This window comes from Occultella glacieicola (genome assembly GCF_004353825.1).
GTDB lineage: Bacteria > Actinomycetota > Actinomycetes > Actinomycetales > Beutenbergiaceae > Occultella > Occultella glacieicola.
Window position 1 is genome coordinate 77,190 of the sequence record NZ_SMNA01000004.1, and the last position, 20,259, is coordinate 97,448.

Here is a 20,259-nt window from a genome sequence, read left to right on the forward strand (position 1 = left end):
ACACCGCACGAGGCGGGGCGGGCGCGGAGAGCGGGCCGCGAGGGGTCCGTTCAGCGGACTCCGGTCACCCCGAGCGAGGACGTGATCTGCTTCTGGAACACCAGGAACAGGATCACCAGTGGCGCCAGGGCGATCGTGGTCGCGGCCATGACCAGAGTCCAGTTCCCGTTGTACTGGGTCTGCAGTGCGGCGGTGGCGACCGTGATCACGTTCCACTCCGGCGCCGGCGCGATGATCAGCGGCCACATGAAGTTGTTCCACTGGCTGACCACGGTGATCAGCAGCAGCGTGGCCAGGATCGGCTTGTTCATCGGCACCATCACCTGCCACAGTCGCCGCAGGACCCCGGCCCCGTCGATCTTGGCGGCGTCCAGCACGTCCGAGGGCGTGGACCGGAAGTTCTCCCGGAGCAGGAAGATCGCGTACGGGGAGCCGAACAGGAACGGCACCACCAGGCCCGCAAAGGAGTTCTTCAGGCCCAGCGAGGTCATCATCGAGTACAGCGGGATGACCGTGACCACGGCGGGGATCATCAGGGTGGACAGGTACACCCAGAACAGGGTGTCCCGGCCCGGGAACTGCAGCTGCGCGAACGCGTACGCGGCCAGGATGGAGGTGAGCATCTGGCCCACCACCAGGACCAGCACCACCTGCGCGGTCACCGCGATCGGCACCACGAAGTTGTACTGCTCGGAGAACAACGCCGCGAAGTTCTCGCCCGTGACCGGGGCCGGCGGGGTCAGCGGCCAGCTGGTGTTGAACTGCTTCGGGGTCTTCAGCGACGTCATCACGGAGAACACGAACGGGCCGAGCATCAGCAGGCCGCCGGCGATCAGGAACGCGTAGGTCAGGACGTTCGCGAACAGCCGGGACGAGCCCCAGGAGGCGGTCGCCGACCGACGGGTGCGGGTGGGCTCGGTCATGACATGTCGTAGGTGATCCGGCGCTGGAAGTAGCGCTGCTGGACGAGGGTCACGCCGACCAGGACCACGAACAGGACCACGGCCATCGCGGCGGCCCGGCCCAGCCGCAGCCCGACGAACGCCTCGTCGTAGATCCGGGCGGCGATCACGTCGGTGCGGAACGCGGGGCCACCCCCGGTCATGGCGTAGATCGAGTCGAACACCTGGAACGAGGAGATCACCGAGGTGACCGTCACGAAGAACATCGTCGGACGCAGCAGCGGCAGCGTGATCGACACGAGCGTGCGGACGCTCCCCGCGCCGTCGAGCATGGCTGCCTCGTACACGGCGCGCGGGATCTGCTGCAGCCCGGCCAGGAAGAACAGCGAAATGTAGCCGACCGTCGACCAGATCTGCACGAAGACCACGGCGGGCAGCGCGAGGTCCGGGTCGGTGAGCCACTCGATCCGGCGCCCGAGGATCGCGTTCAGGGCGCCGTTCGTGGGGTCGAAGATCCACTTCCAGACGACGCCGAGAGCCAGCGGGGCGCACACCCAGGGCAGCACGTACAGGACCCGCAGCCAACTCGTCCCGGGTAGGCCCCGGTTGATCGCGATCGCGAGCAGCAGGCCGATCGCGATCGAGGCCGGGATGGCCATCAGCACGAACAGCCCGGTGACCAGGAGGGAGTTGCCGAACCGGGGCCAGGTGAGGATGTAGGCGTAGTTCTCCAGCCCGATCCACTCCGGTGGGCTGATCAGGTTCCACCGCATGAAGGACAGGGCCAGCACGATCAGCACCGGCAGCAACAGGAAGCCGATCACGCCGATCAGGCTCGGGAGCAGCATCGCGTACGCCGAACGCGCCTCGTGGCGCTGGCGTGCGTTCATGCGGTCACTCCCCCGGCTGTCGGTGGAGCGAGCCTAGCCAGATCGGGCCGGTGGGCACGGCCGGCGCGGCGATCGTCTCGCGCCGTGACGTGCCACCGGCGGCAACGGTCTCAGTGCAGCGCGACCTGAACGCCGAGGTAGACCAGCACCCCGATCACCACGGCCCAGGCCGCCACGGCCACGACCCCCCAGACGAAGACCCGCGCCTTCGGGGCGCCGAATCCAACCATCGCAGCGGCGGTGACGTGGCTGGGCAGCAGCAGCGGGCCGAGGAAGCTCACCCCGGGGACGCCCCAGCGGTCGAACACCCGCCGCATGCGTTGCCGCTTGGGGTTGGACTCATCGACCGCCGTCGCGGTGGTGTCGATCGTGTCCACGGCCCCGGTCGAGCCGGCGGCGGTCCTTGAGCGCGCGCTGCCGGCCGAGCTCGCGGCACCGGCGGCGGCCTTGACGCCCGAGCGGACGGCCGACGTGACGCTGACAACCACCAGGAGTGCGATGGCGTTCCCGATCACCGCCGCGGGGATCGCGATCGCAGGGTGTATACCCGCGACGATCCCGATGACCGAAGCACCCTCCGCCTCGACGTACGGGATGAGCCCGGCGAGCAGGACGCCCACCCAGCGCAGCAGCGGAGGCAGGGACTCGGTGAACGCCTGGAGATCGATCAGGAGGTCGGACATCGGGGAGCACGCCTTTCGGTTGGGATGTCTCCAGTCTCGCGGCGACCCGGGTTGGTCGCCAGGGCGCTCGCTCATGGGTTCGGTATGACATTGCTCATGGGTGACGGGCGGTCGAGCGACCTGTCCCGGCGGTGCGGCAGCACACCGGGTGGGCGCGAACGACGGCCCCGCGGGGTTCGGTCTAGGTTTGGCCCATGACCGTCACCACGGAGTCCCTCGCTCAGGTGCGCCGTGCCGCCGGCCACCTGGCCTGGAGTGAGCGGGCCGCCGACCTGGCCGTCATGGCGCACGACGCCTCGCACTACCTGCTCCGCCCGCAGGCCGTCCTCACGCCCGCCTCCCTGCCCGAACTGGTCGCCGCCCTGGTGGCCGCGAACGGCGCCGGGCAGCCCGTCACGTTCCGCGCCGGCGGCACGTCGTTGTCCGGGCAGGCGGGCGGATCCGGGGTGCTCATCGACGTGCGCCGTCACCTCGCGCAGGTGGAGGTGCTCGACGGCGGAGCTCGGGTCCGGTGTGGACCGGGGGCCGTCCTCCGGCGCGTCAATGCGACGCTCGCCCGGTACGGGCGCAAGCTGGGACCCGATCCGGCCAGCGAGATCGCGTGCACGATCGGCGGCGTGGTCGCGAACAACTCCTCCGGGATGACCAGTTCGCTCACCGCCACCGCCTACCGGACGCTGCACTCGATGCAGTTCGTGCTGCCGTCCGGCACCACGATCGACACCGCCCACCCGGATGCCGATGCCCGCCTGCGCGCCCTCGAACCCACTCTGCACGCCGGCCTGATCCGGCTCCGGGACACCGTCCGAGCGGACCCGCGGTTGCGCGAGATCATCACCCACCAGTTCTCGATGAAGAACACGATGGGCTATGGCCTGAACGCCCTCCTCGACCACGACGAGCCCGCCGACATGCTCGCGCACCTGATGATCGGCTCCGAGGGCACGCTCGGGTACGTCGCGTCGGTGGTGCTGGACACGGTGCCGGTCCTGACTCGGGCCGCCACCACGCTGCTGGTCTTCGACTCCATCGAGCGGGCCACCGACGCCCTGCCCGCGCTCCTGTCTGCCGGCGCCCGTGCCGTCGAGCTGATGGATGCGGCGTCGCTGCGCGTGGCCCAGGCCGGCGGCGACGCCCCGGCCTCGATCGCGTCGATCCCGGTCCTCGACCACACGGCGCTGCTGGTGGAGTTCCAGGCCGCGGACGCTCCGGCGCTCGCGGCCCTCACCGACGCCGCGGACCCGGTGATCCGCGGCCTCGACCTGTCCGCCCCGGCCGCACTCACCCGGGATGCGACCGAGCGGGCCGGCCTGTGGGCCGTGCGCAAGGGGCTGTACGCGACCGTCGCCGGCGCCCGCCCGCCGGGCACCACGAACCTGCTCGAGGACGTCGCGGTGCCGGCGGCGGTGCTCACCGAGACCGTCCGTGGGCTCGGCGCCCTGCTCGCTCGGCACGGCTACCACGATGCGGTCACGTTCGGGCACGCCCGGGACGCGAACCTGCACTTCATGATCAACCCGCGCCTGGACGACCCCCGCGAGGTCGCCACCTATGAGGCCTTCACCGAGGACCTCGTCGACCTGATCCTCGGCGCGAACGGCACCCTGAAGGCCGAGCACGGCACCGGCCGGATCATGTCCGCCTACGTACGCCGCCAGTACGGCGACGAGCTCTACGAGGTGATGGCCGAACTCAAGCGGCTGTGTGACCCGCGCGGGATCCTCAACCCCGGCGTGGTCCTGGACGACGACCCGAGGGCGCACCTGGAGAACCTCAAGACCGTCATGGAGGTCGACCGCGCCGTCGACTCCTGCGTCGAGTGCGGCTTCTGCGAGCCTGGCTGCCCGTCGCGGAACACGACGACCACGCCGCGGCAGCGGATCATCCTGATGCGCGAGATCGCCGCCGCCGGACCTGAGCGCCGTGCCGAGCTCGAGGCCGCGTTCGACTACGACGCCGTGCAGACCTGCGCGGCGGACTCCCTCTGTGTCACCGCCTGCCCGGTGAGGATCGACACCGGCAAGGTGATGAAGTCCTTCCGGGCCGCCGGCCACGGTCGGACCGCCCAGCGAGCCGGTGCCGCCGCCACCGGTGCCTGGGGCCCGGCGACGACCGGCCTGCGCCTGGGTCTCGGCCTCGCGGGAGCCCTGCCGTCGGCGTTCCTCGCCGGCGCCACCTCCGCGGCCCGGACGGTGCTGCCCCACGAACTGGTGCCCCAGCTCGGGGCGGATCTGCCCGGCCCGGGCGCGGCCCGGTCGGGGCTGGCGGAGCTGCCCGCCGTGGTCGCCCCGCCGCCCGCGCATCCGTCCGGGGCCGGCGACGGCGGCCGCTCCGTTGCTGAGTCGCCGGACGTCGATCTGGTGTTCTTCCCGTCCTGCACGGGCGCCATGTTCGGCCCCGAGGGCGGCGGGGAGGGCGCCGCGGCGGCCTTCCTCACGCTCTGCGGGCGGGCCGGGCTGCGGGCCGTCCTGCCCGACGGCGTCGATGGGCTGTGCTGCGGCACCCCGTGGGAGTCGAAGGGATTCGTGGACGGGCAGGCCGCGATGGCCGCCCGGGTGTTCGACGGGGTCTGGGCGGCCACCGACGACGGGCGTCGTCCGCTCGTCTGCGATGCGTCCTCGTGCACGCACGGCCTGGACACCCTGGCCGCGCACCTGGACCCGATGCGCGCGGCGAGGTGGGACACGCTCAGGGTGCTCGACACCGTCACCTACGTCCGCCGGGAGGTTCTGCCCCGGCTCGACGTGCCCACCGACCAACGGCTGTCGAGGCTCGCGGTGCACCCCACCTGCTCCACCGTGCACCTGGGCGCGACCGATGATCTCGTCGTCGTCGCCGGCGCGGTGGCCCGCGACGTGCGCGTCCCGGACACCTGGGGCTGCTGTGGCTTCGCCGGCGACCGCGGGCTCCTGCACCCCGAGCTGACCGCGGGCGCCACCGAGGCCGAGGCGGCCGAACTCGCCGAGCTCGAGGCGACCGACGGGCCGTTCGCGGCCCATGCCTCCTGCAACCGCACCTGCGAGATGGGCATGACCCGGGCCACCGGCCGACCGTACCGGCACGTGCTCGAACTCCTGGAGGAGGTCTCCCGGCCGTCGATCTCCTAGGTCGGCGTCCGGCCGGATGGGCGTAGCGGCGGCATCTCGTCGTGCGGACGGGCGCGGACCGCGGTTGGATGCCTGTGAAGGGAGATCGACATGGACACCTCGAGCATCATCTGGATCGTGGTCGCTGTGGTGGCGCTGCTCCTGATCGTCGCGATCGTGTGGGGCCTCACCGGCCGTAGCCGCAGGGAGCGAGCCCTGGCCCAGCAGCGCCACGAGGCCGCGGAGATCCGGCGTGACGGTGAGGCTGCGGCCCTGGAGGCCCAGCGCCGGGAGGCCGAGGTCTCCAGGTCGGCCGCCGACGCGAAGGAGCAGGAAGCGAACGCGGCCGTCGCGGAGGCGGAGGCGGCGAGTGCGGTCGCCGATGCCGAGCGTGCCCGAGTCGATGCCGAGACCCGCCGGCGCGAGTCGCAGGTCCGTGACGCCGACGCACAGGCGGCCCGGGCCGAGGCCGACGAGCGGCTGCGCGAGGCCGACCGGGCCGATCCGGATGTGTCGGAAGGCCGGGCGGAAGCCCTGCGGTCGGCGGATCCGGACCCTGACGCCCGCGTCGCGGATCCGACGGCCGGGCGCAGCGCTCGCGATGTGGCCACCAAGGACGAGCCCGACGTCGAACCCCGCCGCACGGAACGCCCGCCGGCCTGACCTGACTGTGTCGTTCGACCCGGGGGTCGGGCGGAACGCCGGTGCCCCGCCCGGGTGCCCGATCGGGCTCCGGTCGCCGCCCTCGCCTCCCATAGCGTGCCGACTCGGCTCGACACCGTGACCTACGTCCGCCGGGAACTGGGGTCGATGCGGCGCACTCTGGGGGCTCTCGCCTACCTTGCGGGCATGCTCTATCCGGTGGTCGAGATCGTGGTGGCGCTTGCCTGGGCGGGCGGCTACAGCTGGTCGACGAACTTCATCAGTGACCTCGGCCTGACCCAGTGCGCGGACCTGACGCGAGGCAGCGTCTGCTCGCCGTGGCACCTGCTCTTCAACACTGCCCTGGTGCTCATGGGCGTCCTCATCGCGCTGGGATCGATCGCGCTCGCGCCCGTCCTCAGTCCCCGGTGGCGTGGGCCGGTGCTCGCGGTGGCTCTCGTGCACGCCGCAGGGGTGGCGATGGTCGGCCTGTTCCCAGGTTCGATCGTGGAGGCGATCGGCGGGGACACCCGACGGATGCTGTGGCACTCGGTCGGCACCCTGGCGGCGATCGGGGGTGGGCTTCTGCTGATGCTCCTCGCCGCCGTGGCGACCCGGCACATCTGGAGGGGGTACGCCCTCGCCTCCGCGGTGCTCGCCTGCCCGGGGCTGCTCGGTATCGCGATCGATACGCTCAACATCGCCACGGTCGGCCCTGGCACCGTCCAGCGACTGACGGTCTATGCGGTGATCGTGTGGCTGATGCTCACCGGCCTTTCGGTGCTCACCGGTCGGCCTCCGCTCCCCAGTGCTACCGCTGCCGCTCGTTCAGGTTCCGCCTGAGGCGCGCGGTATCTCGGGCGAGCCGTGGCCGGCCCGACCGTCGCGGTCGGTCACGGTTGCGGCGCACGGAACCCGAACGTCATGATCGGGGTCATGCTGTCCGTGCGGATGGCCTCCAGGACGGTCCGTTCGTGCGGGACCACCGGGTCCGGCAGGGCATCGAGCGGGAACCAGGCCTGCTCGGCGGCCTTGTCCGCCTCCATCAGGCGCGGCTCGCCGGACCAGGTGTGGCAGGAGAAGAAGAAGTCGACGCGCTCGTCGATCGCGCGGCCGTTGCCGTGCGTGCGATGCATGGCGCACAGGGGCTCCAGGTCGGACTGGGCGATCGTGATCCCGAGTTCCTCCCGGGCTTCGCGCACCGCCGCGGCGTGCACCGACTCGTCGGCCTCGACGTGCCCGGCCGCGGCGTGGGCCCAGTGCTCGTCCATGTACCCGGTGCCCCGGCGCAGCGACAGCAGCACCTCCTCGCCGGCAGGGGCGGGGCGGCGGAGCAGGACGTAGGCGGCGGGCACCACCCGGAAGCGACCGGTCACGGGTTCACGGTAGCGGCGTTGTCATCGGGCACTGCGCGGGGTGCCGTGGCCGGACGTCGGGCGCCCCTCACCCGCCATCGACCTGCCCTGCTCCCGGTTCGGGCTCGATGAGGGGCACGAACCGATAGGTGCCAGGTGCCTGCTCGGCGGACGGGACGCCATCGGCCATGGTCACGACCGTCATCCGGCCACGCACCGGGATCACCATGCGGCCGCCGTCGGCGAGTTGTTCGGCCAGGGCCCGGGGCACCGCGCGGGCCTCGGCCGAGACCAGGATCCGGTCGTACGGTGCGAGCCACGGCCAACCGAGCACGCCGTCGACCGCCAGGTGGATCTGGGCCTGCGGCAGACCGGCCCGGGCGAGGTTCGAGCGCCCGAACTCGGCGAGCTCCGGCCGCAGTTCCACGCCGTCCACGCGACCGGTTGGCCCGACGAGTCGGGCGAGCAGGGCGGTGGTCCACCCGGACCCGCTGCCGACGTCCAGCACGCGTTGTCCCGGTTCCATGGCAAGCAGTTCGAGCATGATCCGCACCGTGGTCGGCTGGGAGCAGGTCTGACCGTCGGTCAGGTGCAGGGGCTGGTCCAGGGCGGTGTTGCGCCGTTGGCGCGGTGGGAGGAAATCGGCGCGCGAGACCGACCGCATCGCAGCGGTGACCCTCGTGCACGCCGACGGTTCCATCGAGCACCTGCTCCCGGTCGGATCAGGCCAGGTTAGCCCCGCTCGACCGACTCGGACCCTCGAGGCCCGGCCGGGCGGCCGAGCGAACGGGACCGTTGGGTCGAGGCCGGGCAGGCAGCGGGGGTGACATGGGACCACCCGAACGATAGGTTGTAACGATTCAGTTTCGTGACCCGATGAAGTGAGCCGAACGCCGATGGATGTCCTGCTGCCCTCGTTGCTGACCGATCTGACGGACCCGCCGGAGGACGCGCGCCCGATGGTGCGCTGGTGGTGGTTCGGGGGAGCCGTCACCGAGAGCGGGATCGACGATCAGCTCGGATCGATGGCGCGCAGCGGGCTCGGAGGTGTCGAACTCGCCTTCGTGTACCCGCTCGAGGTGGGGCCACAGCCCGGGTTCGGCTCGCCGGCGTTCGGGCGGCTGATCGGGTATGCCGCGCGCCGTGCCCGAGATCTCGGCCTGCGTTTCGACCTGACGCTGGGCAGCGGCTGGTCGTTCGGCGGCGGGCACATCCCACCCGCGCACGCCGCGCAGCGGTTGCGTTGGGAGGAGCGGGCCGTCGGTCCGGGCGCGCAGCAGGTGTCGTTGCCGGGACGCTGGCCCGAGGACCGCCTGGTCGCGGCCTACCTCGCCGACGGTGTTCCCGAGGACAACCCGCACGCCTATTCGCCCGCAGCGATCGACGGCGACATCGTGATCGTCCCGGCCGGAACCGGACCGCGGTCTTTGCTCGTCGCGACCTCCGGACCGACCGGGCAGCAGGTCAAGCGGGCATCCGGCGGGGCCGAGGGGCCGGTGCTCGACCACTACTCGCGGGCGGCGACCGAGCACCACCTGAGCGCGCTCGCCGACCCCCTGCTGGAGGCCGCGGGAGCCGAGCACGTGACCGCCGTCTTCTGCGACAGCCTGGAGGTCTACCAGGCCGACTGGACCCCGGCGATCGTCGAGGAGTTCCGGGCCAGGCGCGGCTACGACCCCCTGCCGCTGCTGTTCCACCTGCGCGGCGAGCGATCCGAGGGCGCGGACTTCCGCGCCGACTTCCATCGGACTCTCTCGGACCTCTACGAGGACCACTTCCTGGCCCCGCTGCACGCGTGGGCCCGAGGGCACGGGGTGCTCCTGCGCGTCCAGAGCTACGGGGCGCCGCCGGCTCGCGTCAGCAGCTACCGCAAGGTCGACCTGATCGAGGGCGAGGGTTGGGGCTGGCGCGGCATCCCGGAGACCAAGTGGGCGGCATCGGCGGCCCATCATCTCGGTGTCCCGGTGGTGTCGTCGGAGACCTGGACCTGGGTCAACTCGCCCTCGTTCCGGGCCCGACCCGTGGACCTCAAGGGCGAGGCGCACGAGCACCTGCTCTCCGGGATCAACCAGTTCATCGGCCACGGCTGGCCCTACTCGCCGCGGGATGCGGTCGAACCGGGATGGGCCTTCTACGCCGCCGGCGCGATCAGCGACCGCAACGCCTGGTGGTCCGCAGCGCCGGACCTGTTCGTCTATCTGCAACGCTTGTGCGCCCTCCTGCGGCGAGGTGAACACGTCGCCGACGTCGCCCTGTGGCTGCCGTACCAGGACACGTTCGCCGCCTTCGGCGTCGGCCGGCACCTCAACCTCTGGCGTGCGGCCACGGAACGCATCGGTGCCGCGGTTCCGGCCGCGCTGCGCGAGGCCGGCTACGACTTCGACGTCATCGACGAGCAGACCTCGGCGGACTCGATCCTGCGCCGGCACCGGGTGATCGTCGTCGCCGGCTCGGCGACCCTCCCCGAGGCGGATTCTCAACGGTTGCAGGAGCTGGCGCGGCGCGGGATCGCGGTCGTTGTCGTCGACGCCGAGGTGCTGCCCGAGGCGATCCACGTCGCTATGAACGACATGAACGACACGAACGACACGAACGACACGAGTGGCCTGATCGCGGCCGTCGGCGCCGTCCTGGCCCCGGACGTCGTGGCGGACGACGCCGAGGTGGCCGTGCTGCACCGTCGGCACGACGACGGGGAGCTGTACCTGGTCGTCAACACCGGTCCACGGCGCGTGGTCACCGCGGTCACACCCCGCACCGCGCACGCGTGCTGGCAGACCTGGAACGCCCATGACGGCTCGGCCGACGCGCCTCGCAGCGGTCCGATCCGTGCCGAACTGGGCCCGTACGAGGCGGTCGTGGTGGTGACGTCGCCACATCCGTGCGCCGCAGCGACGCCGGAGCCGGGGCCCGAGGCGCAGGCCGGGTCGGCCCCGATCCCGCTCCCCACGTGGGAGTTCACGGGGCCGGACCGGGCGGTGCGCGCCGTCACCCTGCCGCACGTCTGGGAGGAGGACGGGCTCGATGACGCCGTCGGGACCGGGACCTACGTCACCACCGTGACGCTCGGCGAGGCGGTCCCGACGCGGCTCGTGCTCGATGCCTCCGCGCTGCTGATCCCGGCTCGCACCGCGTCGCGGTCGCAGTCGTACCAGGCCCTCGATCCCGCCCCGGTCGGGGTCGTCGCGACGGTTCGCGTGAACGGACAGGTGGCGGGCGTGCTCTGGGACCACCCGTTCGAGATCGGCGTCGGCCACCTGCTGCGACCGGGTCCGAACCGGATCGAGCTCGACGTGAGCGGCACCTCGGTTGCCGGGATGCGGTCGCCGCAGTGGCGGGCGGTGTACGAGTCGGCGGAGCGGGCGTACGGCCACCGCTTCACGATGCAGGAGATCGACCGCGCCTTCGAGCCGACCCGAACCGGGATCTTCGTGGTGCCGGCATTGCGCTGACCGCCTCGACCGACTGAGCCCGGACCGATCCCGGCCGCGGGGCCGCACCCGACCCGGCTCGGCCCCCAACTCACCGAGCGTTCAGTGCCGCGCCCAGCGGCTCCCGTCGGCGCCAGACGATCAGGTGCGCGGTGGAGAACCGCCGCGAGCAGCGTCCGCAGGCCAGCGGCCGGCTGGGGCGCCGGAAGCGGCCATGCTCGTGCCCGGCCGGGCAGAGCCCGACCCAGGGGGCCGGCACCGCACCGGCACCGGCCGGCACGCAACGCTGCGCGCTGCAGCCGATCGACAGGGCGATCCGGCGCCACCGGGGCCCGTGACCGGCCCCGTGGCCGGCGAGCGCGTGCGCGATCTCGTGCAGCAGTGTGTCCCGCACCTGGTCCGGCGCATGCAACTCGGTCAGATACCGGCTGATCGTGATCCGACGGCGGTCATACCGGCAGGCGCCGGCCCGGCGCTTGGCGTTGTCGAACCCGAAGGTCCAGCCGGTCAGGCCGTGCTCGGCCAGGAGTTCGTGAGCGAGGGCGTGGGCGTTCTGGAGGTCCATGACGATCCTCGTTCGTGCGAAGGGGCAGCTGGGACCCACGCTATGCGGGCCGTCCGACATCGTGCATCCGACCTGTGGAACGGCCAGTCACACCGGCCAGTCACACCGGCCAGTCACGCCGGCCAGTCACGCCGACCGGTCACGCCGGCCACCGCGCGCTTGCCACGGGTGCCGGCCGCACGGGCCGGGGGAACTGCGCTCGACGATGCCGCGCCCGGGGAGGTCGCGCCGGATGTGTCGTGCGGACGGTGCGGTGCGGCCGGCGAGTCATCTCGCCGCGCCGTCCGGGGACCCCCGAGGTAGCGTCGATGACTCGTCCGCGAGTTCGTACGCGTCCCTCGAGGAGGAGGACCCGCCCGTGAACCTTCCGACAGCCCCGCGCGCCGGCACCGACCGGCGCACGTTCCTGCGGTATGCGGCCGGCATCGGTGCGGTGGTGCCGCTCGCCGCCCTGAGTGGCTGCGGGTCGTCCAGCACCCAGGATCCGAACGTCATCGGGATCGCCTACCAGCAGTTCGGATCCGGCACCCTGATGGAGGACTGGATCGACCGGACCGCTCAGGCCTACACCCAGGAGTACCAGGACCGGTCCGTCGAACTCGTGCCGATCGTCGCGGCGGAGAACGACTACTTCACCAAGAACGAACTCCTGATGTCCTCACCTCGGACGTCGCCGGACCTCGTCTACGAGGACACCTTCATCCTGCTCTCCGACGTCGGCGCCGGCTACGTCCAGCCGATGACCGAGTACGCCGAGCAGTGGGAGCACTGGCAGGACGTCGCGCCCGCCTCGAGGGAAGCCGTCACCGGTGAGGACGGCGAGATCTACGCGATCCCGACCCACACCGACACTCGTGCGATCTGGTTCAACAAGGACGTCTTCGCCGAGGCCGGCCTGCCCGAGGACTGGGCACCGACCAGCTGGGAGGAGATCCTGGAGGCGGCCCGCACCATCAAGGAACAGCTGCCCGAGGTCGCACCGTTCTTCATCTTCTCGGGCAAGGCGCAGGGGGAGAAGGCCTCGATGCAGGGCTTCGAGATGCTCCTCTACGGCACCGGCGGAGGGGTCGGCCTCTACGACGCCGACGCGAAGAAGTGGGTCATCGGCTCCCAGGGGTTCCTGGACGCGCTCACCTTCCTGCGCACCGTCTTCGAGGAGGAACTCACCCTGCCCGTGTCGCGGCACCTCGACCCGAACATCGGAGAGAGCATCTACAGCACGGTCATGCCGGCCGGGGAGCTGGGGATGCTGCTGGACGGCTCATGGATCTCCCAGAACTGGGTCGAGGATGCCCCGAGCCCGTGGCCGGAGTGGGCCGACACGCTGGGCCTGGCCCGCATGCCCACGCAGAACGGGGACGGCACCGGGTGGGTCACGCTCGCCGGCGGCTGGTCCTGGGTGCTGCCCCAGTACTGCACCGACCCCGAGATCGCGTTCAGCTTCATCGAGGCGCTGCTGACCACCGACAACTCCGTGCAGCGCGCGATCGAGGACAACCACATCACCGTGCGGGCGGACGTCGCCGAGGTGGAGGAGTACCGGACCTACTCGCCCACGGCGGAGTTCTTCACCGGCCTGCTCGAGGGTGCCTACTACCGTCCCGCGCTGCCGAACTACCCGGAGGTCTCCGCCGCCATCCAGGACGCGATGGAGGTCGTCATGACCATGGCGCAGACCCCCGAGCAGGCGCAGGCGGCATACGACCAGGCGGTCACCGACATCGTCGGACCCGAGAACGTGCAGGAGGAGTCCCGATGAGCGCCACCGCGACCACCGAGCGGCCGGCCCAGGCGACGCCGCGCAAGAACAGACGTACCCTCGGCAACGGTCTGACCACCCGGCGGGCGGTCCCGATGGTCCCCGCCCTGGTGCTGCTCCTGCTGTTCATGGCCGGCCCGATCCTGTACTCCCTCTATCTCGCCTTCACCGACAACGCGATCCGTGGCGAGGGCGCGGCCGAGACCTCGTTCATCGGCTTCGAGAACTTCACGAACGCGTTCGCCGACGACGCCTTCTGGAACTCGGTCGTGCTGACCATCGTGTTCACGGTGGTCTCGGCGGTGATCGGGCAGAACTGTCTCGGGATGCTGCTGGCGCTGCTGATGGAGAAGTCGAACCGGGCGATCAGCTTCGTGGTGACCTCGATCGTGATCGCGGCCTGGATCCTGCCGGAGGTGGTGGCCGGGTACCTGCTGTACACGTTCTTCGCGGACGAGGGCAGTCTGAACGCGATCATCACCTCGCTCGGCCTGCCACCCCAGGAGTTGCTGTTCGCGCTGCCGATCCTTGCGGTCAGCTTCGCCAACGTGTGGCGCGGCACCGCGTTCTCGATGCTGGTGTACTCGGCCGCGCTCAGCGCCATCCCGTCCGACATCTACGAGTCGGCCGCGATCGACGGCGCCGGCCCGGTGCGGCGGTTCCGGTCGGTGACGATCCCGCTGATGCGCCCCGCCATCGCCACGAACCTCATGCTGATCACGCTCCAGACGCTCTCGGTGTTCGGGCTGATCTTCATCATGACCGGCGGCGGGCCGGCCCAGCGCAGCCAGACGCTACCGCTGTACATGTACGAGCAGGCGTTCTCGTACGGGCAGCTCGGCTACGGCACGGCCGTGGCCCTGCTGCTGCTGGGGATCGGGGCGCTGGCCTCGATCGTCTATCTGCGCCTGCTGCCGGAGGAGGAGAAGCGATGACGACCACCGCGACCACCGAGCGGTCCGGAACCGAGCCGGCGTCGCCCCGCCGTGGGGTCCGGGACCGCGGTGCGCCACGCGCCGGCGGCATGTCCCTGGCCGCGTCGATCTCGATGATCGTGCTCGGCGCGGCCTTCGTGATCCCGCTGCTGTGGGTGGTGCTGGCCGCCTTCGACACCGAGGCGAGCCTCGCGGTCAGCTGGCCCTCCGAATGGAGTCTCGGCAACTTCCAGGCGATCTGGAACGCCGAGACGACATTCCGGCCGTTGACGAACTCGCTGATCCTGTGCGGTGGGGCGACCCTGGTGACGATGACGGCCGCCGTGCTGTGCGCCTATCCGTTCTCCCGGTACCGGTTCCGGGCGAAGCGCCCGCTGCTGCTGACCATCATCTTCTCCACCGGACTGCCGATCACCGCGATCATGATCCCGGTCTACTCGCTGTTCGTCCGGGTCAACCTGATCGACTCGATGGTCGGCGCGATCCTGTTCCTCGGCGCGTCCGCGCTGCCGTACGCGATCTTCCTGACCAAGGGGTTCATCGACGCGGTCCCGATCCAGATCGAGGAGAGCGCCTGGACCGAGGGTGCGGGCCTGCTCCGGACCCTCTGGTCGGTGGTGCTGCCGTTGATGCGGTCCGGGCTCGCGGTCGCCACCATCTTCACGTTCGTGGGCATGTGGGGGAACTTCTTCGTTCCGTTCATGCTGTTGCTGAGCCCCGACCAGCTACCCGCTGCGGTCACCCTGTACACGTTCTCCTCCCAGTACGGGCAGGTCGCGTACGGGCAGCTCGCGGCGTTCTCGATCTTCTACTCGCTGCCGGTCGTGGTGCTCTACCTGTTCATGGGGCGAAGCCTCGGCACCGGGTTCGCCGCAGCCGGCGGCATCAAGGGCTGAGGCACGGCGGCGCCGAGCGGACGCCTCAGGCGTCGGCGAGGGCCTTGCGGATCCGCTTGTCCGAGATGGTCTTCGGCGTCCCGAGTTGCTGCGCGAAATAGCTGACCCGCAGTTCCTCGAGCTGCCAGCGGATCTCGGCGAGCCGGGCCGCACGCACCGGGTCGTGGGCTGCGGCCTGCTTCGCCGACCACCACGCCTCCTGCAGTTCCCCGAGGGTCCAGGCGCGGTCGGCGTCCCGGTTCGGGTTCTCGGCCGCCTTCTCCAAGCGGACGACGGCGGCCCGCAGGTAGCGGGGCAGGTGCACCAGGTGCTCGGGTGGGGTGTCGACGAGGAAGCCCGGGTGGACGAGGGCGGCGTGCTGGTCGCGCACGTCGGTGAGCACGTTCAGCAGCGTCATCGACGTGGTGGCGCGGATCGTCTCCTCCAGTTCCCGGGACCGGGTGAGGATCCGCACGGTCAGGTCCGCGACGCGCAGCACCTCGTCCTCGAGCGCCGGCCTGATGCGCGCCAGCAGGGCGTCGAACGCGGCGCGGTCGCGGACCCCGGCGAGGTCCGTGCCGGCCACGAGGGCCGAGATCGCGCTCACCTGGAGGTCGGCGACGAGGGCGTCGGTGTTCCGGTAGGGGCTCGCCGCCAGGGCCAGGGACTGCGCGGCGTTCCACCGGGAGGTGACCCGGCCGACGGCCAGGGCCGAGCCGAGGTACAGAAGCCGCAGCACCCCGGCCCGGTGGCTGACCGCCTGGTCGGCGGCGTTAGCGAGCACCCGCAGCGCGACCGTGCCTGACGTGCCGGACGTGCCGGACGTGCCCGACGTGCCTGACGTGCCTGACTTGCCTGACTGGCCGGACGCGCCGGGCTCGTCGGCCAGGGCGGGGTAGCCACGGATCTCCAGGCCGGCGGCGCCGACGGAGGACACCGTCTCGGGGATCCGGCCGCCCGGGAGGTCCGGCCAGCCGGTCAGGCCGGTCTGCTCGGCGAGGCCCGGCGTCAGTGCCGACCCTGCCGACCCTGCCGACCCTGCTGACCCGGCCGACCCTGCTGGCCCTGGGTGCCCACTGTCGCGGTCCTGACCGGCCGCTGCCCCGGCGCGGCCGCCACCGGACCCCACGGGTCCACCACCGGGGCCACGACCACCCGAGGCGCCGGTCGCGCCATGGTGACCTGCGCCGTCGGGCATCGGGCCGTGCTCACCCGGGCGTGGGTGCGCCGTCTGCGCCTCGGTGAGCGCGGTGCGGACGGCGGTGCGCACGGCATCGCGGGACTCGCGCGCGAGCTGACGCTGCAGCAGCACCAGGTCCTTGCCCTCGGCGAGGGTGGCGCCGCGGTCGGTCTGCACCCGGAACGTCATCCGCAGATGCGGGGGCAGCCGGTCGGGGGCCCAGTCGTCGGGACCGATCTCCACCTGACGCAGGCGCAGGGCGGTCTCGGCGAACGCCTCCGTGAACGTCGGGGACCCGGCAGGCGCGGCCTCGGACCACGCCGGCAGCTGCGCGACGATCTCCCGGCCGACGTCCGGCGCGGGCACGAGCTGGCGGCGCAGCGCCTTCGGCAGCGACCGGATCGTCGCCACCGCGAGCTCGTCGACCAGTCCCGGCACCATCCAGTCGAAGCCGTCCGGTCGGAGCCGGTTCAGGATCGAGATCGGGATGTGCACGGTGACCCCGTCGGCCTCGGTGCCCGGCTCGAACTGGTAGGTCAGCGGCAGGGTCAGGTCATCCTGGCGCCAGGTGTCCGGGAACGCGTTCGCGTCCAGGGTGTCGGCGTCCGGGACCAGCAACTCGGTGGTGAACGTGAGCAGGTCCGGGTTCTCGCGTCGGGCATCCTTCCACCAGGCATCGAAGTGCCGAGCGGTGGTGACGTCCTCGGGGATCCGCTCGTCGTAGAAGTCGAACAGCCCGTCCTCGTCGATCACCAGGTCCCGGCGCCGGGACCTGGCCTCGAGGGACTGGGCCTCCTCGAGCAGCCGGGTGTTCTCGGCGAAGAACGCGTGGTGGGTGCGCCACTCGCCCTCGACGAGGGCGTGCCGCAGGAACAGCTCCCGGGCGAGCGGGGCATCCACCCGGGCCAGCGGCACGGCGCGTTCGGCCACGATCGGGACCCCGTACAGGAGCACCTTCTCCTTGACCATGGCCGCGCCCTGCTTCGTGGACCAGTACGGCTCGGAGTACGTGCGTTTGACGAGGTGCCCGGCCAGCGGTTCGGCCCATTCCGGCTTGATCCGGGCCACGGTGCGCGCGAACAGCCGGGACGTCTCCACGAGCTCGCCGGCCATGATCCAGGCCGGGTTCCTCTTGGCCAGGTGCGAGCCGGGGAAGATCACGAACCGGGTGCCGCGGGCACCGGCGTAGTCGCGGCGACGCTCGTCCCAGGACCCGACGTGCGAGAGCAACCCGGACAGCAGGGCCTGGTGGACCCGATCGGGATCGGTGGCGTCGCGGTAGGTGTCCGGGCGGTGGTGCACCTCGAGGCCCAGGGGCTTGGCCATCTGCCGCAACTGGGTGTGCACGTCCTGCCACTCGCGCACGCGCAGGAAGTTCAGGTACTCGGACCGGCACAGCCGCCGGAACGCCGAGGACCCCATCTCCCCCTGCTGCTCCTTGAGGTAGTCCCAGAGCTTGAGCAGGGACAGGAAGTCCGAGGTGGGGTCGGCGAACCTGCGGTGCTTGTCGTCGGCGGCCTGCTGGTGTTCGGTTGGCCGCTCGCGGACGTCCTGGACGGAGAGCCCGGCGACGATGATCATGACCTCGCGCACGCAGCCGAGCCGGCCGGCCTCGATGATCATCCGGCCCAGCCGCGGGTCGATCGGCAGCTGGGCCAGGGCCCGGCCCACCGTGGTGAGCTGGTTGCTGGAGGTGGTCGCGGACTCCGCCTCGATCGCGTTGAGCTCGTGCAGCAGCTGCAGGCCGTCCCGCACGGCGCGGGAGTCGGGGGAGTCGAGGAAGTCGAACTTCGCGACGTCGCCGAGGCCGAGCGCGGTCATCTGCAGGATCACCGACGCGAGCGAGGTGCGCAGGATCTCCGGCTCGGTGTACTCGGGGCGGCCCTCGAAGTCCCGCTGGGAGTACAGCCGGATGCAGATCCCGTCCGCGAGCCGGCCGCACCGGCCGGCACGCTGGTTCGCGCTCGCCTGGCTGACCGGCTCGATCGGCAGCCGCTGCACCTTGGTCCGGTTGGAGTACCGGGAGATCCGGGCCGTGCCGGGGTCGATCACGTACCGGATGCCGGGCACGGTCAGGGAGGTCTCGGCGACGTTCGTGGCCAGGACGATCCGCCGCGTCGTGTGATGCTCGAACACGCGGTGCTGCTCGGCGGCCGAGAGCCGTGCGTACAGCGGGATGACCTCGACGGCGTTGGCCGCGTGCGCGGAGGCGCGGGCTCCGCCGGGGGCGACGTGCCGGGGCCCGAGGTGGTCGGCCAGGGCGTCCGCGGCGTCCCGGATCTCCCGCTCGCCCGACAGGAACACCAGGATGTCGCCGCCGCCCTCGGCCATCAGTTCGTCGGCCGCGCGGCAGATCGCCGTGTTCTGGTCGATCGCGTCCTCGTCCGGCAACGGCGGGGCATCGTCGTCGAGCGGCCCGTCGAGTTCGTCGCCCAGGTCCGCGAGCAGCGGCCGGTACCGCACCTCGACGGGGTACGTCCGCCCGGACACCTCGACGACCGGCACCGTGTGCCGGGGTTGGGTGAAGTAGTCCGCGAACCGCTGCGAGTCGATGGTCGCGGAGGTGACGATGACCTTCAGGTCCGGGCGCTTCGGCAGCAGCTGGTGCAGGAAGCCGAGCAGGAAGTCGATGTTCAGGGTCCGCTCATGCGCCTCGTCCACGATGATCGTGTCGTAGCGGCGCAGCAGCGGGTCGCGCTGGATCTCGGCGAGCAGGATGCCGTCCGTCATGATCTTGACCAGGGTGGTCTCGGAGACCTGGTCGGTGAACCGCACCTGGTACCCGACGGCGCCGCCGAGCTCGACGCCCAGTTCCTCGGCGATGCGCTCGGCGACCGTGCGTGCGGCGATCCGGCGGGGCTGGGTGTGCCCGATGGTGCCGGTGATGCCGCGGCCCAGCTCGAGGCAGATCTTCGGGATCTGGGTGGTCTTGCCGGACCCGGTCTCCCCGGCCACGATCACCACCTGGTGGTCGCGGATCGCGTCGGCGATCTCCTCCCGGCGGGCCGAGACCGGCAGCTGTGCCGGATAGCCGATCGTGGGCAGCGCCGCCCGGCGCTTGGCGAGCAGCTCGGCACTCGGCGCCCGGTAGCCGGCCGCGCGGCCGGACGCTCCGCGCCCGCGGCGACCTGCGCCGTCGGGCCTCCTGCTCGGGCGGCGGCCCTCGGACCGTTCGCTCGCGCTCGACGTCTCGCCCGCGGGCGACCCGCCGCCTGCGTTCGCGGGCGGGACCGCCTGCTCGGCGGGTCGCCCTCCGGTGCGCCTCCGGCGGGGTCGCCGACGGCGGGGGGCGCGCCCCGTCTCGTCCGTCGCCCGATTCTCCGCGTCCGTCACCGCCCCCATTGTTCCCGACGGCGCCAGTGCTTTCCGCCGCCGGTTCCGGTCAGGCCTCTCGGACGGTCATCAGGCTGCGGCCGTGTGCGGTGAGCGGGCCGGGCTCGCCCGTCTCGCGGAACCCGAGTTTGCCGAGGACCCGGCGGGACGCGACGTTCCAGTCCCACACGCTCGCCCGCAACCGTCGATAGCCCGCTTCCTCCGCCCAGGTGATCACGGCCCGCCCGGCCTCGGTCGCGTAGCCGCGGTTGTGGACGGCGCTCAGCAACTCGAAGGCGAGCTCGGGCTCGTCGGGTGCCCCCTCCGACGGGACCACCAGCCCGCAGTACCCGATGACGTCGGCGGTGTCCTTGCGTTCGACGGCCAGCAGGCCCGGTCCCGGTGGCGATCCCTGACCTTCGCGGATCCGGGCCGCGATCTCGGCCTCGGTCGGGCGCCCCTGCGGATCGAGCTGTCGGTGCGCGGGGACGCGCACGTCGCGCTCGGTCCACAACCGGTGGAGGACGGCCGCATCGGAGGCGACTTGGCCTCGCAGCACGAGGCGATCGGTCTCGAGCGGGGTCAGAACGGGCAGCGGTGGCATTCCGGCATTGTCTCAGCACCGTGATCGGGGGTAATTCACT

15 protein-coding genes are annotated in these 20,259 nt (G+C 71.6%); 7 read left to right on the top strand and 8 right to left on the bottom strand.

The features are described 5' to 3' along the window. Positions 1–50: 50 nt before the first annotated feature. From EXU48_RS08350 to EXU48_RS08360, 3 genes are all read right to left on the bottom strand, one after another. Positions 51–923 carry a carbohydrate ABC transporter permease gene (locus EXU48_RS08350; protein WP_133107209.1) on the bottom strand — a complete coding sequence of 291 codons (873 nt, stop codon included), beginning with the start codon at positions 921–923 and terminating at the stop codon, positions 51–53. Further along, positions 920–1,792 (bottom strand): carbohydrate ABC transporter permease, encoded by an 873-nt coding sequence (locus EXU48_RS08355; RefSeq protein WP_133107210.1) that lies wholly within the window; start codon positions 1,790–1,792, stop codon positions 920–922. Before EXU48_RS08355 ends, EXU48_RS08350 begins: the two co-directional genes overlap by 4 nt. Before the next feature lie 110 nt (positions 1,793–1,902). After that, positions 1,903–2,475, bottom strand: coding sequence for a hypothetical protein (locus EXU48_RS08360; RefSeq protein ID WP_133107211.1), 573 nt, complete (start codon positions 2,473–2,475; stop codon positions 1,903–1,905). A 194-nt stretch (positions 2,476–2,669) separates the two neighbouring features. On the opposite strand from EXU48_RS08360, the gene EXU48_RS08365 reads away from it, so the two are divergent. The 3 genes from EXU48_RS08365 to EXU48_RS08375 all read left to right on the top strand — a co-directional run bounded on the left by EXU48_RS08365 (position 2,670) and on the right by EXU48_RS08375 (position 7,046). Continuing rightward, on the top strand, positions 2,670–5,582 hold the full coding sequence (locus EXU48_RS08365) for an FAD-binding and (Fe-S)-binding domain-containing protein (protein WP_133107212.1): 2,913 nt from the start codon (positions 2,670–2,672) through the stop codon (positions 5,580–5,582). 90 nt (positions 5,583–5,672) lie between these two features. Continuing rightward, a complete protein-coding gene (locus EXU48_RS08370) occupies positions 5,673–6,224 on the top strand; it encodes a hypothetical protein (protein WP_133107213.1) in 552 nt (183 codons plus the stop codon). 117 nt (positions 6,225–6,341) lie between these two features. Then, a complete protein-coding gene (locus tag EXU48_RS08375; RefSeq protein WP_133107214.1) occupies positions 6,342–7,046 on the top strand; it encodes a DUF998 domain-containing protein in 705 nt (234 codons plus the stop codon). Positions 7,047–7,096: 50 nt separating this feature from the next. On the opposite strand, the gene EXU48_RS08380 is transcribed toward EXU48_RS08375, so the two are convergent. Together EXU48_RS08380 and EXU48_RS08385 are read right to left on the bottom strand one after the other, a co-directional pair. Beyond that, a complete protein-coding gene (locus EXU48_RS08380) occupies positions 7,097–7,579 on the bottom strand; it encodes an NUDIX hydrolase (protein WP_133107215.1) in 483 nt (160 codons plus the stop codon). 67 nt (positions 7,580–7,646) lie between these two features. Further along, positions 7,647–8,258: a protein-L-isoaspartate O-methyltransferase family protein gene (locus EXU48_RS08385; protein WP_133107216.1), complete on the bottom strand. Its 612-nt coding sequence runs from the start codon at positions 8,256–8,258 to the stop codon at positions 7,647–7,649. 196 nt (positions 8,259–8,454) lie between these two features. On the opposite strand from EXU48_RS08385, the gene EXU48_RS08390 reads away from it, so the two are divergent. Then, positions 8,455–11,010: a glycosyl hydrolase gene (locus EXU48_RS08390; RefSeq protein ID WP_133107217.1), complete on the top strand. Its 2,556-nt coding sequence runs from the start codon at positions 8,455–8,457 to the stop codon at positions 11,008–11,010. A 70-nt stretch (positions 11,011–11,080) separates the two neighbouring features. On the opposite strand, the gene EXU48_RS08395 is transcribed toward EXU48_RS08390, so the two are convergent. Next, a complete protein-coding gene (locus EXU48_RS08395; RefSeq protein ID WP_133107218.1) occupies positions 11,081–11,554 on the bottom strand; it encodes a SprT-like domain-containing protein in 474 nt (157 codons plus the stop codon). Positions 11,555–11,912: 358 nt separating this feature from the next. Between EXU48_RS08395 and EXU48_RS08400 the strand changes: the two genes are divergently transcribed. The 3 genes from EXU48_RS08400 to EXU48_RS08410 are packed head-to-tail and all read left to right on the top strand — an operon-like array spanning position 11,913 to position 15,144. Then, entirely contained in the window at positions 11,913–13,313 is a 1,401-nt protein-coding gene (locus tag EXU48_RS08400; protein ID WP_235856911.1) for an extracellular solute-binding protein, read from the top strand. After that, the gene (locus EXU48_RS08405; protein WP_133107220.1) at positions 13,310–14,248 is read left to right on the top strand and encodes a carbohydrate ABC transporter permease; all 939 of its coding nucleotides are present in this window, start codon (positions 13,310–13,312) and stop codon (positions 14,246–14,248) included. The genes EXU48_RS08400 and EXU48_RS08405 overlap by 4 nt, the downstream gene beginning before the upstream one ends. After that, the gene (locus EXU48_RS08410) at positions 14,245–15,144 is read left to right on the top strand and encodes a carbohydrate ABC transporter permease (RefSeq protein WP_165962730.1); all 900 of its coding nucleotides are present in this window, start codon (positions 14,245–14,247) and stop codon (positions 15,142–15,144) included. Before EXU48_RS08405 ends, EXU48_RS08410 begins: the two co-directional genes overlap by 4 nt. 25 nt (positions 15,145–15,169) lie before the next feature. Here the strand turns inward: EXU48_RS08410 and hrpA are convergent, their stop codons facing one another. Further along, complete coding sequence (gene hrpA / locus EXU48_RS08415) at positions 15,170–19,636, bottom strand: ATP-dependent RNA helicase HrpA (RefSeq protein ID WP_235856912.1); 4,467 nt, start codon at positions 19,634–19,636, stop codon at positions 15,170–15,172. Between the two features lie 49 nt (positions 19,637–19,685). Continuing rightward, positions 19,686–20,219, bottom strand: coding sequence for a GNAT family N-acetyltransferase (locus EXU48_RS08420; protein WP_133107222.1), 534 nt, complete (start codon positions 20,217–20,219; stop codon positions 19,686–19,688). Positions 20,220–20,259 lie beyond the last annotated feature (40 nt).